This is a genomic window from Bacillus sp. FSL R12-0074 (genome assembly GCF_038005725.1).
GTDB lineage: Bacteria > Bacillota > Bacilli > Bacillales > Bacillaceae_G > Bacillus_A > Bacillus_A mycoides.
In genome coordinates this window covers 2,212,707-2,229,221 of record NZ_JBBOTR010000001.1, presented here as the reverse complement: position 1 = coordinate 2,229,221, position 16,515 = coordinate 2,212,707, and the positions used below count along the sequence as shown (strand labels likewise).

General features: G+C 33.9%; 14 protein-coding genes. 3 read left to right on the top strand and 11 right to left on the bottom strand.

The annotated features are described in order from the left end of the window. Positions 1 to 74: 74 nt before the first annotated feature. Positions 75 to 824 (top strand): DUF4397 domain-containing protein, encoded by a 750-nt coding sequence (locus tag NSS97_RS11680; protein ID WP_044441870.1) that lies wholly within the window; start codon positions 75 to 77, stop codon positions 822 to 824. Positions 825 to 857: 33 nt separating this feature from the next. On the opposite strand, the gene NSS97_RS11675 is transcribed toward NSS97_RS11680, so the two are convergent. Next, entirely contained in the window at positions 858 to 1,976 is a 1,119-nt protein-coding gene (locus tag NSS97_RS11675; protein WP_002085809.1) for a BA2291 family sporulation histidine kinase, read from the bottom strand. A gap of 253 nt (positions 1,977 to 2,229) precedes the next feature. On the opposite strand from NSS97_RS11675, the gene NSS97_RS11670 reads away from it, so the two are divergent. Continuing rightward, a complete protein-coding gene (locus NSS97_RS11670) occupies positions 2,230 to 2,622 on the top strand; it encodes a YueI family protein (protein WP_002085811.1) in 393 nt (130 codons plus the stop codon). Between the two features lie 120 nt (positions 2,623 to 2,742). Here the strand turns inward: NSS97_RS11670 and NSS97_RS11665 are convergent, their stop codons facing one another. Together NSS97_RS11665 and NSS97_RS11660 are read right to left on the bottom strand one after the other, a co-directional pair. Next, positions 2,743 to 4,167: an aldehyde dehydrogenase family protein gene (locus NSS97_RS11665; RefSeq protein ID WP_002085816.1), complete on the bottom strand. Its 1,425-nt coding sequence runs from the start codon at positions 4,165 to 4,167 to the stop codon at positions 2,743 to 2,745. Positions 4,168 to 4,310: 143 nt separating this feature from the next. Further along, the gene (locus tag NSS97_RS11660; RefSeq protein WP_002127238.1) at positions 4,311 to 5,666 is read right to left on the bottom strand and encodes a hemolysin family protein; all 1,356 of its coding nucleotides are present in this window, start codon (positions 5,664 to 5,666) and stop codon (positions 4,311 to 4,313) included. A 363-nt stretch (positions 5,667 to 6,029) separates the two neighbouring features. Here NSS97_RS11660 and racA point away from each other — a divergent pair, with 363 nt between their 5' ends. Further along, on the top strand, positions 6,030 to 6,572 hold the full coding sequence (gene racA, locus NSS97_RS11655) for a chromosome-anchoring protein RacA (RefSeq protein WP_107887475.1): 543 nt from the start codon (positions 6,030 to 6,032) through the stop codon (positions 6,570 to 6,572). A 101-nt stretch (positions 6,573 to 6,673) separates the two neighbouring features. Here racA and NSS97_RS11650 read toward each other — a convergent pair whose 3' ends face one another. The 8 genes from NSS97_RS11650 to NSS97_RS11615 form a co-directional block, all read right to left on the bottom strand. Further along, positions 6,674 to 7,270: a hypothetical protein gene (locus tag NSS97_RS11650; RefSeq protein ID WP_002085820.1), complete on the bottom strand. Its 597-nt coding sequence runs from the start codon at positions 7,268 to 7,270 to the stop codon at positions 6,674 to 6,676. 316 nt (positions 7,271 to 7,586) lie between these two features. Continuing rightward, positions 7,587 to 9,437: a hypothetical protein gene (locus tag NSS97_RS11645; RefSeq protein WP_044441874.1), complete on the bottom strand. Its 1,851-nt coding sequence runs from the start codon at positions 9,435 to 9,437 to the stop codon at positions 7,587 to 7,589. After that, a complete protein-coding gene (locus tag NSS97_RS11640) occupies positions 9,427 to 11,244 on the bottom strand; it encodes an AAA family ATPase (RefSeq protein ID WP_002012669.1) in 1,818 nt (605 codons plus the stop codon). The genes NSS97_RS11645 and NSS97_RS11640 overlap by 11 nt, the downstream gene beginning before the upstream one ends. A 107-nt stretch (positions 11,245 to 11,351) precedes the next feature. Beyond that, positions 11,352 to 11,612, bottom strand: a complete 261-nt coding sequence (locus NSS97_RS11635; RefSeq protein WP_002085825.1) for a hypothetical protein — start codon at positions 11,610 to 11,612, stop codon at positions 11,352 to 11,354. 76 nt (positions 11,613 to 11,688) lie between these two features. Continuing rightward, positions 11,689 to 13,116 (bottom strand): basic amino acid/polyamine antiporter, encoded by a 1,428-nt coding sequence (locus tag NSS97_RS11630; protein ID WP_002085826.1) that lies wholly within the window; start codon positions 13,114 to 13,116, stop codon positions 11,689 to 11,691. A 213-nt stretch (positions 13,117 to 13,329) separates the two neighbouring features. Further along, positions 13,330 to 14,841, bottom strand: a complete 1,512-nt coding sequence (locus tag NSS97_RS11625; RefSeq protein WP_002085827.1) for an ABC transporter permease/substrate-binding protein — start codon at positions 14,839 to 14,841, stop codon at positions 13,330 to 13,332. Between the two features lie 3 nt (positions 14,842 to 14,844). After that, entirely contained in the window at positions 14,845 to 15,792 is a 948-nt protein-coding gene (locus NSS97_RS11620) for an ABC transporter ATP-binding protein (protein WP_033709046.1), read from the bottom strand. Positions 15,793 to 15,894: 102 nt separating this feature from the next. Further along, positions 15,895 to 16,452: a YdcF family protein gene (locus NSS97_RS11615; protein ID WP_044441879.1), complete on the bottom strand. Its 558-nt coding sequence runs from the start codon at positions 16,450 to 16,452 to the stop codon at positions 15,895 to 15,897. Positions 16,453 to 16,515 lie beyond the last annotated feature (63 nt).

Here is a 16,515-nt window from a genome sequence, read left to right as displayed (position 1 = left end):
AGAAAGGCAAGTTTTTTGCATAACCTCTTTCTAGCTTCGCATATATTTGTAATGATGATAAAGGAGGAATGTTCATGACTCAATCCGAAATTGAAAAATACGGCCAAGAAGCTGCACGTTACGAACAGCTCGCTCGTTACTACCAATATAGCAATCCTAAAAGATATGTAGAACTCTATATGAAATACTATGATGCAATTACAAAACTTGTACAAGCATATGAAAAGAGAGATTCACAAGAAGCGACTTTACCGTCACATATGAGAATCTTCCACACAGCTCCCCATACACCAGCAGTTGATATTATAATAAACGGACAAAAGGTTATTAAAAATATTTCTTTTAAACAATTCAGTCCGTATTTATCATTAGTGCAAGGTAAATACCGTATTGATATTGTCCCTGTCGGAAACGAAACTCCAATATTTTCAGCATTAGTACCAATAATGGGGAATCACACTTATACCCTTGCAGCGGTCAATAGCGATAATCATCTCCAATTACAACCCATTCTTGATAATACTCATTTACCATCTGGTCAAGCAAAAATACGGTTTGCACATTTTTCACCAGACACTCCAGTTGTAAATGTAAATTTAAAAGATGGGGATCATTTATTTGAAAATGTACTCTTTAAGCAAATAACAGATTTTTTACAAGTTAGCCCTGGTACAGCAGATATTGAAGTTTCACTTGCTGATACAAAAAAAGTACTATTAACCATTCCAAAATTCAACGTTGAACCAAATACAATTTACACAATTTCAATAGTTGGTTATTCAACTGCGGATCCAAAATTAGAGACCGTTATACTTACAAATTAAAACAGTCTACACCATTCGCATGGTGTAGACTGTTTACTTTTGAAACGTAATTTGAAATTCTGTCCAATCGTTATCCGAACGACACAATATGGATCCGTTATGTTTTTCTACAATTTGTTTACATACAAATAGTCCAATACCAGTTCCTAGCTTTTTAGTAGTTACAAATGGCTCAAAAATGGTCTCTACATTGTCTGCTGGAATCATAGGTCCATTATTTTTTATAACAATGCGAACAGCCTGATCCTCTTCAAATACATCAATGATAATTTTCCGCTCTTCTTTCACCGATTCAAGAGCATCAATCGAATTCATTAAAATATTTAAAACTACTTGCTTCACTTCACTCCGGTAACCAACGAGTGGAATAGGATACGGCAAATTCTTTTCAATCAAAACATTTGCATTAACTAAACTTGGATATAAGAATTGTATAATATCTTGAAATAAGTCATTTACCAAAAAACGTTCAGATTCATTCCACATTTCTTTTTTCGATACAAGTAAAAATTGCGAAATCCTAAAATTTAATTGATCTAATTCATGTGAAATAATATCTAAATACGATAGATTAGGGTGATCTGTCTTCAATAACTTTACAAATCCCATAATCGAAGTTAGCGGATTACGAAATTCATGCACAAAACTAGCCGACATTTGCCCTAGAATCGTAAGCCTTTCTTTATGTGTTTCATTTATATATTGCTGTTTTTCTTCTAAATTTCTCGATATAATTTCTGAGTATTTTAAAACGGTATAATAAATTAATTTGTCAAAACAAGTATGTATTTTGGCCATAATCGGTTTCAGTTCACGAGCACTTACATCCAATTCGCACATCGCTTCAAAAAGTTCATTTCTTCCCACATTTGCATTGTAAACAAAATCTCCAATATTCGCATCTGCCCCTGCACGCTCAATGGCAATTTTCTCACATAATGGCTGAAGATAATTAATGTCTTTATCTTCCATAATAAGTTCGATAATTAACTCTAATAAATTCGCTCCATTTTGAACTACCTCTTGTTTAAATGGATCTTTTTCGGAAATTATCATTTTGTTTTTCCAGTTCTCTACGAATTGGTGCCTGTTGTTTTTCAAGTGCGAACAAAATACTTCTTTAATATCCTTATCGATTGGAAAAACCTCCATTCCTCCATTTCCATACGACGAATACCCTTTATATTTTGAATATTAACACAAAAAATACATTTCGTTAATAGATTTTTGTCACATTTTGTTAATTTCTGTTGATAAAATTTATTTTTCCTTTCTTATTTAAATAAGTTGTATTCCTATATCCCTTTCCCTTCTCATTTTTTAAATTATTTTCCTGTTCAAAACTACTTTTTTTTGCATCCTTTTTAATTCTTGCGTACAATAAGAAGTGAAAGGTGTGAAAAATATGGTAAATAAAAATGTGGAAGACTATCTCCAAGAAGGCATATATGGCCAAAAGCAAAACAAACCAGAAGAACGTAATATGTACTTAACTACATTACGTGAGCGTGTAGAAATCGCTTTAACAATCGGTCAAGTAATGCAAAGTAATGTGTATACAGAAGTAACGGGTAACATACGTTCTTCTCAATCATTACAACTATTCCTAAATGGAAGCATTGCTTACCCACATTTATCAAAATACATTAAATTAGCAACTGAAAAAAATATTCCTTTTACAATTGTTCAAAATAAAGGTACTGAAACACCAATCGGTTTAGTACTCTCTCATAGCACTGCTGTAGATAAAGAACATATTTATGTCGAAGATGATATTTTCAAACAAGAAATGAAGTAAAAGGTACACTTGATTAAATGAAATCGTTCCGAGAAACGTAAAACAAACAATAAAAAACGAGTATGGAATCGTAAACATTTCCTGCTCGTTTTTTATTGCGGTGTTTAAGCTCGATCTACTTTATTTTTTAATACACACTAATTTCATTTCTGTCATTTCTTCTATTGCATATTTAATCCCTTCACGGCCTGTGCCACTCTCTTTCACACCGCCATAAGGCATATGATCTACTCTGAACGTTGGAATATCATTAATCATGACACCACCGACTTCTAATTCATCAATTGCACGCATTGCCTTACATAGATTGTTTGTAAATACACCTGCTTGTAATCCATAACGTGAATTATTTACTTGTTCTAAAGCCTCATCAAATTCTTTAAATGTATTTACAGTCATAAGTGGACCAAATACTTCTTGGCACTGAACAGATACATAATCTGGAACATTTGTTAATACAGTTGGTTCAAAAATCCTTGCATCACGTTTGTTACCACCGTATACAACATTAGCTCCTTCCTTAACTGCCTCTTCCACCCATGAATTTATACGTTCTACATCTTTTTTTGAAATAAGTGCTGATACATCTGTTTCTTCATGAAGCGGGTCTCCTACTACAACGTTTTCCATTGCTTTCGTTAATTTTGTAATAAACTCTTCCATTTTGCGTTCATGCACAAAAACACGTTGTACTGAAATACAAACTTGTCCATTATTCACAAACGCGCCCCATTTTACACGTTCAATTATTTCGTCTGTCAATTCAACATCTTCATCAATAATTACTGCAGCGTTCGATCCTAATTCTAACGTCACTCGTTTCAACCCGGCTTTTTCCTTAATTCCAATACCTACTTTCGGACTTCCTGTAAAAGTAATACTAGCAACGTTCTCATCTTTTACTAATGCCTCACCTACAACAGATCCAGGTCCAGAAATTATATTGAAAGCTCCCTTTGGTAAACCAGCTTCTTCAAATAATTCTACCAATGCATACGAAGAAAGTGGCGTTTGGTCGGCAGGCTTTAGCACAATAGTATTTCCAGCCGCAATTGCTGGGCCTACCTTATGTGCTACTAAATTAAGTGGAAAATTAAACGGTGTAATAGCACCAATAACCCCGATTGGTTGTCGAATTGTATACGCTATACGGCCACCTGCTCCTGGTGCAGCATCTAATGGTAACGTCTCACCATATATTCGCTTCGCTTCTTCAGCTGCAAACTTATATGTTTGAACAGTGCGATCTACTTCTCCCCGTGCAGCACGAATTGGTTTTGCAGCTTCTTTTGCGATAATCTCTGCAAACTCTTCTCTTCTCTCATCCATTTTTTGTGCAACCTTTTCTAAAATAGTTGCACGGTCGTATGCGGATAATTTTTTCATTTCTTTCATTGCATTTTTGGCCGAAACTATTGCTTCCTTAACGTCATCTTCTGTACCTTGCGCAATCTCCGCTAATGTTTCTTCAGAATATGGTGCATACAATGGTTTATACGTCTCTACTGATTTCCATACCCCATTTATATATAAATGTTTTTTCATAGTGGTTCTCCTTCCGAATATATGTATACAATAATACATTTCATTTATTTCACCTAGTGAAAGGTCTGACTTGTGTAATTGTATCATAGCCCTAATACATCAAAAAACATTTTGCTCAAAAAAACTCTGCTACAAAGCAGAGTTTACGAACTAATTTGTTCTTGGAGCGAAATCTTTTTTTCATCTCCTACAATAACAATCGATTCTGAAGGTTTCGTTACTTCTAATCTCTTAATATAGTGTCCATCTAATTTTTTTACGCAAAATTTATAATTTTCAATCTCAATGGTATCACCCTCGGAAATCTCAATATTTTTTGTTAGGATCCAACCGCCAATCGTATCGACATCATCGTCGTCAATAGTCAAACCTAATAATGCGTTCACTTCACTAACAAGTACTTTTCCCTCTAAAATCGTTTTCGTCTCACTAACTTGTTGGATTTCCGGTTGTTCATCAGTATCGAACTCATCTTGAATATCCCCTACAATTTCTTCTAAAATATCTTCAACGGTTACAAGACCTGATGTACCACCATATTCATCAATTAATATAGCGATATGTGTTCTTTCTCTTTGCATTTTTAAAAATAGATCATGAATCGGGATAGATTCAATAACTAAAATAATTGGCCTAATATATTGCTCCACTGTCTTTTCACTAACAACTCGGTGCTTCACAAAATCTGTAAATATATCTTTAAAATTCACAAAGCCTATTACATGGTCCTTATCACCATCAACAACCGGATACCTCGTATATTTTTCATGAGACATTTTTTGTAAAGCCTCTTCAGCAGGCATTTCTTTATTTAAAATATTCATCTCTGTTCGTGGTACCATTATTTCTTTCGCAATACGATCATCAAATTCAAATATTTTATTCACATACTTATATTCAGATTGATTAATCTCACCATTTTTATAACTTTCTGAAACTAACAACCGCAATTCTTCTTCTGAATGCACTTCATCATGCCCTTTTGGTGGTTTCAACCCAAGAAACTTTGTAATTAACCGAGCTGATCCATTTAAAATCCAAATGAATGGGAATGCAATACGATAAAACAAAATGAGTGGCTTAGCAACAAAGAAACTCACTTGTTCTGCTTTTTGAATCGCAAATGTTTTTGGAGCTAACTCTCCTACTACCACATGGAAAAATGTGATAAACAAAAATACTAAAATTATAGCTAAAATGTCTGCGAGTTGAGTAGGGACGTTCCAATTTGCAAACAACACATCAAACATGTGCTTTAGCGCAGGTTTACCAGACCACCCAATCCCAAGAGCTGTAACAGTTATTCCTAATTGACAAGCTGATAAATATTCGTCTAAGTTTGTAATGATTGTTTTGACAGATATTGCACGATTATTTCCTTTTGCAATTAAATAGTCAATTCGTGAACTCCTCACTTTAACAATTGCAAATTCTGCTGCAACGAAAAATGCCGTTAAGGCAATTAAAACAATCACTATACTTATACTATATATGTCCAAATACTTTTCCTTACTTACAGTGTAAGCAAGGAAGCCACCTCCTACTTAAATTTATTCAAGTGAAGTAAGCATTCTTATACTCTAATAAAATTCTACATTAGTAACCACCTTTTTATATATTATATGCATACATAAAAAAGATATTTATAATTATGATAATCTAATTAGCTTATTATCGTCAAACTATAATAAGCCCAATTTTCCGATAACTAAAAATGATTTATATAAATAGTATGTGCTAAACAGCTGAACTTCGTGAAAAAACACTTTCTTTGCCGATTCCACACTTCTTTTGTCACACCTGAAGGGAACTTGCTACATAACTAGAAATCATTCAACAGGATATATATAGGAGGGATTATTTTGGAATATAAAACACCATTTATCGCAAAGAAATTAGGTGTTAGCCCAAAGGCTGTTGTCCGGATTGCACAACAATTAAATCTTACGATTAAAAAAAATAAATATGGTCATTTTATTTTCACACAAGGTGATTTAGATCTAATGTTAGAATACCATCGCTCTCAAATGGACCAGCCTCAAAGCTCTCAAACTACTCAAAAACCATCTTCAAATGATGTAGAAAAATTAAAAACTCAAGTAAACACAATTGTTCAAAACACATCATCGAATGATTTTGAGCAATTAACAGCACAATTTACCACAATTACGAGAAGACTAGATCGAATGGAAGAACAAATGCAAGATAAAGCAAATGATGTCGTTACATACCAACTTTTACAACATCGCCGCGAAATAGAGGAAATGTTAGAACGAATTCAAAAACTAGAAGCTGCCCTAAAAAAAGAAGAACCAATATACATTACTCCTGATGCAAAACCAACATATGAAAGAGAAAAGAAACCGAAGCGTCGTAAAATGATTTTTAGTATATTTGGACTATAATATTTTAGACCCTTATTCTAAGAATAAGGGTCTACTTTTTGTATGAAAACAGATGCTCGTAATATGTAACTCTTCTTCATACTATACATATTCATATATTTTCATTTTGTTAACATAATATTTTTACTGTATTCTGCAATAAGTGCCTGCGCATGAGCATTCCCTTGAATAATATCACGGAATTCTTTCAAAGAATACAGATGTGTAGCCCCTTTTCGAGCATGAATTCGCACTGGTACACCTTGTAAAGTATCATGAAACTGGAATGGACTATCTATCGGTTCGATTGGAAAACCGAGTGTAAGTAAATACATATACATTCTTTTTGTAACTGCTGCAATATACCATTCCGCTTTCGTCTCTAACGCATGCATAAATAAAATAGCTGCCAGCCTTTTGAAATGTCCTCTCCCCCGAGACGTTTTCGCAATACTTAACTTTCCTATTTCATACACATTTTTCAAATCTTTCACTAAATCATTTTTAGAAAACGGATAGAAAAACTCAGAATTTGATTGTTCAGGTACTGTAAACTTAATACATTCTACTGTACCAATATGATGTTCATCTTCTATTAATAAAAATCGTGATGGATTTAAATTACGTTCTACAAACATTAAGTTTCTTTCTTCACAAAAATCTCCCCACAGTTGCTCGAACCAAAAATGCTCTTCCTTTGTTTGAACACGCTGGAACATATTTAACCGCCTTTCCCATCGCCGCTCTGTTTTTGATAACGCTTTCACTTACTATCATATAAGAACAAATCTTCGTATGCAACTAAAAATATTTATGTCTTATTATATTCTGCAAAATGAATTAAATTCCTATTTATTAGTCATTCATACACATGCAAAACCCCTTAATTCCCCATACTGTTACAAACATAAAAAGATCCACTTACTCTAATAAAAAATAATAATCACTATCAAGTTCGAACCGTATAATGTGTCTTTCCGTACTGCATATAATTCTTCTTAACCTAAAGAAATCCTTCATTAAAAAGGATTTCTTTTACATTTTATTACTTTTTAACCATTTCTCAAAAATTTGAATCATCCCATGCTTCCCAGCCAACTTCTCTTCTCCTTGTTTCGTTTTATATGGATATAGTTGTAAAAACACTCCACATCCAGATTCAATTTTTTTACTATGCATATGGCTACCTGGATATACACAAATCACTTCATAAATCGCTCTTCGCTTAAAAATTCGTTTACCATCCTGTTCTTCTACATACTTAATAGACCAGTATTTATACATTTGCTCCGTTGCTTTCGTATTACCGACAGGCTGAAAAATATTGTACATAGGGCTGTATTTCACTTCGATAATAATAGAAGATTTATATACATACTTCTCTTCTTCCTTTACATAACAATCTAAACGAATATCCGGCTTCTTTGTGTCCTCTCCGTTATAAAAATTACTTCCTTTGCTTAGTGCAATAAGAGGGTGTGTTTCAATTAAATCATTAAACGCGACGTGCACTTTTATATCATCTCGATGTAAAATCACTGTCGTTCCATCTTGTAATCCGTCTAAATAAAAATGTTCTTGTATTTGTTCACGAATAGGATTCTTATCTTCAAATCCGATTTGTTCTAATATAGAAATAACGATAAAAAAAGCGTAATACTCATACACTAAAAACGTTGGTTTATATACGAATAATAAAGATGGGGGTTGCTCCGTATGTTGCGGTAACAATTCTAAATGGTGGATTAATTGTTGATGCGGTATAGATAAAGTGTTCGAATTAATGGTAGCTGTTTCAGAAACTTCCCTCCAAAATGGAGAATACAATAAATTTCGAAAGTATTGCACACTTTCATATACGATATGAGCTAATATTTTATATTCTTGTATTTTCACAGAACTTTTCCGTAAATCTGCTTCTTTCAGTAAATGTAGATTTCTATATTTTTGTTTTTCCCTATCCGTCACGGATCCATTTCGTTCAATCGTTTTCATAATTGTTTTAACAGCTTGAAATTCATCTGACTTTTTCTTCTTTTCTCCTTCTAGTATTTCAATAGTTTTACGTACAAAAATTTCTGCTTCAAGTAAATAATAATAGAATTGCATCGTTTTAAATTTAAGAAATGCATTTTCAATACTATTTTTTTGCTCCTTAAATTTACGGTTGTAATATTTCGCATAAAGCTTTCTTTCTGTCATAATGGCAGTTTTTCTCGTTGTCTTCCGCGCTTTCGTTTCCCATTCATATTCGTGTACAAATTCCGCATTCGATTCTACTTTTTTAAAAATTTGTTTTATTCTTTTCATTTTTTGTGGCAACTTTCTTAACAATACCAAATAAGAAGAATCTTCAATATCGCTAAGTGCTGAGAAAGTTTTCTTGTAATAACCTCTATCTAAAATTAACTCGTTTAAAATTGACTTCACATAATCTTGAATCATTTCAAATTGGTCATCAAAAAAGTTTTTAGGAACCACTTGAAACGCACCATAATAAGTTTTATCTTCTATACGCACTTCAAAATGGTATAAGCCACAGCGCCACGGATAAAAAAATTCAGTTTTTCCATGTTCATACACTAATACTCTTTGTTTTTTTTCATTTAATTCATATTGTGACTCTTTTATATTCTTTTGTCCCTCATATACTTTATTCCATATGAATGTAATATCCATTGGATTTTGATAATGGAAATGTAATTTCAGTGGTTTTAATTCCTGTACTTTATAAATACATTGAACTAATGCTGTAGTAGACGTACAAAGCCGGTTTAAAAGGATAAAATCGCCTTTCCCCTCAGTACCAATAATTAGCTTCAATACAAACGGGAGCGTTTCTTTCGTATCGACGATTGCTGTTTCATAACGCTCCTCATTTTGCATAGCCATACAGCTCCAGTTCTCTACGCTTTTGTCTTATATAAGCTAAAGAATGTTCAAATGTAGATACACGATTTGCAAGCGGAGACTGTAAAAGTGGTATCAATGTCGCTCCCCTTTTTGCTTCTTCAGAAAGTAGAGGGCCCACTGTCATTTCTGTCCCCCTTAATTTCGTTAACACACGCTGCTTTATTTGCAAATCAAAACCTTCTTCCCTGCTAATCATATAGGACTGATTATTTTGGAACGGTATATTTTGCAAATACGTAGCGATTGCGCTTGCACATCGGAAAGAAATTCCTTTTGATATATCGTGTGATGATAATACATCATGTAACTTATCCAATAACTCTAATTCCTCTTCAGTATACACTTCGATCATCTCTTTATTCCTAAACCAATTGAGTCGAAATTCTCCCGTTGTTACTTTCAGCGGGGGCTGCTGAACAACTTTCTCATGTTCTATACTCATCTCGCAAAACGGAATTTTTTGTAATGTAATCAAATTTGTTCGATCTAATAATCGATCGGAAAGCTCTTTCGTCGTTTCATCAAAATTTACAGTGCCTACGAAAATAATATTCTCACCAATTTCCACTGAAGGTGGAATTTGATTTTCTATTTCTTGTACTTTCTCATACAAACTCAAAATACGATTTTTCTTTTCAAGTTGAAGAACGGATAGAAACGGAGTAAACCAATGCTCAATATGTGACATGTTCATTTCATCGAACACAATTATATACAATTGATTTGGATTTTCTTTAGCTTTTAACAATGTCCGAACTAACTTCGTTTCACTTTCAATAAAATTACCATTCGGATGAAGGTAACCGAGAATATCATGTGGTTCTTGATACGATGGTGAAATCGGAATCCAAATTAATTCTTCCCCATAACGTAACCCAAGTGATTCTGCATAAGCTTGCACAAAGCGTGATTTCCCAACACCTGGTATACCACCAACAATTGTTAACATATTGGTTTTAATACTAATGTGAAAATTATATATATCTGTATCATCCAAATATAACCCTTTATTACGAACCATACTTTGTACATACTGCAAAAAAGAGGATTCACGCTCATCCCATTCCCAGTCATCCTTTTGCATTTTAATATCTTCTACTTCAACTAACTTACCTTCTTCAGCAATTCGTTTATTTAGTTGGTCATACACATTTTCACTTACAAAATATAAATGATCATCTACTGCTATTTCTACATGTTTCATCCAATCGTTTATTTCAATATATTTGCATTCTTTTCTTTGCTCAAAATATGAAATTGAACTTATTGATGATTTTAACGATAAATTTCCATATAGCCTTCCTTCATGCCACAATAATTCTGGAGGCTCAAAGTCTTTTGGTAATTTAGGCATAAGAAATGATAAATAACCGTTGCTTAACTTCCGTTCCAAAGACGCTCTCTTTTTATAATTTGAGACCTTTGGTGAAGGAATCACTTTATATGAAGATGCTATTTCCCGAGGCTCTTCTGTGCATATTAATTCCAGAAATAAATTTCCACGATCATAATAAAGACGAAACATAACCAGTTGCTTTTCTAATTTATGCTTCTTTAAATCAGTAAAGATTTTTTCATTCTTTTTATTACTGCATAATCCTTCAAACAAATATTTTCCAGTCGGAAATAACTCTTGTAAAGTTAAAGGTATTGAAGAAAGACATTGTACAAAGAAATTTTCTCCATTCTTCTCTCCCTCAGCTTTTGCAAACTTCCCAATAAACCTCATATAATACATTCGCTTTATAAAACTTGGATGAAGAGCTTTATGTAATTTCAACGTAGTCACCTTCTTTTTTTCATACTATTCTTATTGTATGAACTACAATCTAAAACTAGAAATAAAAAACCTGACGTCATCCGTCAGGTTCAAAATTAAAACGTATATTAATGAGAAGGAAATGCTTTTTTTTCTTGTAAAATGGCATTATGAGCGATTTTCATTTTAGCAAGTACGTACCGTAATCGATCTTCGGCATTTTCATCTTTATTTTGCTGCAAACTCGCCAAATTCTCTACAGAACTCGCTAAATTTTCAATCACGCCTCGAAGTTCAGGATGATGATTAAAAAAAGATTCTTGTACTAATACTTTCCTTAAATCACTAGCTAAATCCATAATTCTAGACAACTGTTCTTTTTCTTCCATTTTCATCCCTCCTGAATATCTTATGTATTAAATATTCTCTAGACAAGGAAAAAAGCCCTTTAAATTAAAAGGACTTTTACATTTTTATAGTTCCTGTCAGTAACATATAAAGTGATGTAATAGCTGCAATAACAATTGCCCACATCACATATCGCTCTTTGCCTGCAAAACAACGATTCCCTTTTTCTTTTCTTGCAAACATATACACGAGAATCCCAATACCATATACGATTGAAACAAGCAATAAATTCTTTAAACCAGCTGCATAAATTAACCATACAGAGTATAGGGAAGCAATTAATGCTAACAATCCATTTTTTACTCTCGCAACTTTCAGCTCTTTCGTGATGACTAATTTCAATTGAAATAGCGCTGATAATAAGTACGGCAGTAATATAGATGTTGACGCAATAAAATACATAATTTGATATGTCGATTGTGAAAACAGAACGATTATAAATATAGTTTGGGCAACGATATTTGAAATCCACAATGCCATATGCGGCGTTTGTTTCTTATTTGTTTTCGTAAAGACTTTCGGAAACACGCCGTCTTTTCCTGCTACGTGAGAAATTTCAGAAACAAGTAAAAACCAGCCAATTAATGTACCTACAAGTGACGCAACTAATCCAATATTAATTGCCATTGCACCCCATGGCCCAACAACATGTTCTAATACATGTCCCATTGAAGGAGTCTCTAATACTGAAAGTTCTTTTCTTGTCATGGCTCCCATTGACAGAACAGAAATTAAAATATAAATAGACATTACTAAAATAAGTCCAAGTACTGTCGCTTTTCCAACGTCTCTACTATTTTTAGCTCTTCCTGATAATACAACTGCTCCTTCAACCCCAATGAACACCCAAAGGGTTACAAGCATTGTATTTTTCACTTGACCTAGTACAGAGGAAACTGAGATAGTTCCTTCGCCCCAAAAGTCATGTGTAAATGTATCCCAGCGAAACGCTGTTACCATCACGACAATAAATAATAAAATCGGAACTAATTTCCCAATCGTTGCGATAACATTCATAATGGAAGCTTCACGAATTCCAAATAAAATTAGAAAATGCAATGTCCATAATAAAAGTGATGCACCTACGATTGACGCAACATTATTTCCGCCTTTAAAAATTGGGAAGAAGTAACCTAATGTACTAAACAGTAACATAATTGTTGCAACATTCCCTAAAATCCCTGCTAGCCAGTATCCCCAAGCACTGTTAAAACCAATATATTCACCGAATCCAGCTCGTGCATAACTATAAATTCCGCCCTCAAGCTCCGGTTTTTGTCTTGCTAACGTTTGATATACGAGCGCAAGTGGAATCATTCCCATTGCTGTAATACACCAACCAATTATCGTTGCACCACTATTTGCTCCTACTGCTAAATCATGCGGTAAACTAAAAACACCGCCACCAACCATCGTTCCAACTACTAATGCGATTAACGGAAAAAATCCTAACTTCTTTTCTATTTGTACCACCCCATCTGTCATTCTAGGTGTTATGTTCGTTCAACTATTAAAGTCACCTTTTTCTCTAATAGACGTTTCTCTTATATTTTTTCAGGAAAACATTACTTATTCTAAAAGAAAATGAAGAAAAATGGAATACTTTTTTGAAAAAATGTATAAGTATGCACAAAAAAACCGTTCATTTTGTAATGAACGGTCATTTCATACATATAAAATTGTATATTTATTGTAAAATTAACGAAGTAACTTCTCTTTTTGTAAAAATTGTTTTGCGACTTCTTCGCTACTTTTCCCATTCACATTTACTTCATAATTCATTTTTCTCATTTCTTCATCTGTAATCTTTCCAGATAATTTATTTAATACTTTTTCGAGTTCAGGATATTTCTGTAACGTCTCTTTTCTTAATAATGGTGCTCCTTGATAAGGCGGGAATAGTCCTTTATCATCTTTTAGCACTTTAAGCCCATATTGCTCCAATTCACTATCTGTTGAATATGCATCGATTACGTTAACATCTCCCGATTGTATTGCACTATAGCGCAGTTTCGGTTCCATCGTTTTAACATTTGAAAACTTATAGTTATATAATTTTTGCATTCCTTTATAACCATCTTCACGATCAGCAAATTCTAATGTAAATCCTACTTTAGCTTCCTGTGCAATTTTTCCTAAATCAGAAATTGTATTTATGTTATTTTGATCTGCTATTTTTTTCGGCATGGCTAGTGCGTATGTATTGTTATACTCCATTGGCTTTAACATAACCATATTATATTTCTTTTCCATTCCAATACGAGCTTGTTCATATACTTCATCACGATTTGTACTTTTCGGTTCTTCTTTCACGAAAGTAGATAAAGCTGTACCTGAAAATTCTGGGTATATATCTACTTCACCTGATTTTAACGCTTCGAATACAAATGCTGTTTTTCCAAGGCCTGGCTTTAATTCCACTTGTAAATCTGTATCCTGTTCAATAAGTTGCTTGTACATTTGAATTAATATTTCTGGTTCAGATCCAAGTTTACCAGCAATAACTATGTCTTTCTTTTCGGTATTCCAAAGAAATGGAGCAGCTATCATTACTACAACTATACATATCGTCAATATAACGCGCTTAGAAGAGCGTTTCGGGCTCTCAAGTATGCGAAGTACTATATCAAAGAATAAAGCGAGTAACGCAGCTGGTACGGCCCCTAAAATGATAAGCGCATGGTCATTTCGATCTATGCCTAATAATATGAGCTTACCGAGCCCACCAGCGCCTATTAAAGCAGCTAATGTAGCCGTTCCAACAATTAATACCATCGCTGTACGAATACCAGCCATAATAATTGGCAATGCGAGTGGAAGCTCTACCTTCCATAATCTTTTCCAGCTATTCATCCCCATAGCTCTCGCCGCTTCTATAAGTGATTCATCTAATTCCCGTATTCCTGTATATGTATTTCGTAAAATAGGTAATAGTGCATACACAACTAATGCGATTATAGCTGGCAGTTTTCCAATTCCTACTAACGGAATTAATAGTCCAAGTAAAGCAAGTGAGGGCACTGTCTGCATAACAGCAGAAGTCCCTATAATAAATTCAGCCATTCGTTCTTTTCTCGTTAATATAATGCCGAGCGGCACTGCAATAATTACTGCAAAAAATAGTGAAATAAGCGATATTTGTAAATGCTCACTTAATGCACTTAGCAATTCTACTTTTCGTTCTTGGAACGTTTGAATAAAATCAGTCACTGTTTAGCCTCTTTCCTTCATTTGTTCAACAATGTAATTGACAATATGACGACTTGTTAACGCTCCAACATATTGACCATGCTCTTCAACCGGCACTGACTCTTCAGTTTGTAAGCGGACTAGTGCTTCTTGTAATGACGAATGTAAAGATAAAGCATTCCCTTCAACTCGTATACCCTCGTCTAGCGGCAATACCTCTTCTATACTCTTCCCCTCATACCAAGGTCGTCCACGATTTCCAATGAACTCCTCTACAAACTCATTTTTCGGGTTATGTATAATTCCTTCTGGTGTATCTAATTGAACAACTTTTCCTTCTTTCATTACACAAATACGATCACCAAGTGATAAAGCCTCTTGCATATCGTGCGTTACGAACACGATTGTTTTTTGAATCTTTTTTTGCAATTGTACGATATCCTTCTGAAGCTGCTCCCTACTTAACGGATCTAACGCACTAAATGGTTCGTCCATAAGTACAATTTTCGGGTTTGCGGCTAATGCCCGTACGACACCAACACGTTGTTTCTGCCCTCCCGACAATTCATCTGGCATGCGATCACGATATACATCTGGATCGAGCCCAACCATCTGTAGCAAGTCATCGACACGTGCTTTTATTTCCTTTTTGGTCCATTTTCTCATTTCAGGGACAACTGCAATATTTTCAGCAATTGTCATATGTGGAAACAGCGCAATCTGCTGCAACACGTACCCTATATTCCAACGTAGTTCGTTTATGTTATATTGTTGAATATCTTTTCCATCGATTAAAATTGATCCTTCCGTCGTTTCAATTAAACGGTTAATCATCTTCATTGTCGTTGTTTTCCCGCAACCACTCGGACCAATGAGAACAAAAAATTCTCCTTTTTTAATTTCTAAATGTAATGAATCCACTGCTTTTGTGCCATCTTCATACGCTTTTGATACATGATTAAATTGAATCACAGACACAACTCCTTTCATGTTGTTTCCTTTATTTTGATGGAATATAGCATTCATTTCAAATGATACGCTTTATTATACAAAAAAAGAGCTCTCATTTGAGCTCTAACGGTCGAACAATATTGTTTTCATAATTGCAGCATATTCACGCACATACGCTTTTTTCTTAGAGCGTCTCGGTGTTTCAGCAGCCAAAGCTTCCATCTTTATCCCTAAACGCTTTGCAATTATTTTCGTTCGATATAAATGATACGTATTACTTACAACTACCGCATGCTTTACATCATATAAATCCATACTAAACTTTAAATTTTCATACGTATTTGTAGAGCAGTCTTCAATTAAAATACGATTCTCATCTATACCATGTACCATTAAATAGTTTCTCATACTGTGAGCTTCCGGTATATCTTCATCTTCCCCTTGACCACCTGAAACAATTACTTTCACCTCAGGGTGAGCTTGTAAATATTCCAACGCTATATCTAAACGATTTTGAAGAGATAAAGACGGTCTATCTCCAAATAACTTTGCACCTAATATAAGAACGTATGGAGAGTGATTACTCAATGTTTCACGAGCAACTTTATTCATTCGAAACGTCATATAAATGATGTATAGCGGAGGTAGTAATAAGATTATAAGCAATATCCATTTGTTCATAAATAAGTTAACACTCCCTTTCTTTTTATTATATAGAAAAAGAAAAGGAGGCAGAAGTATTTT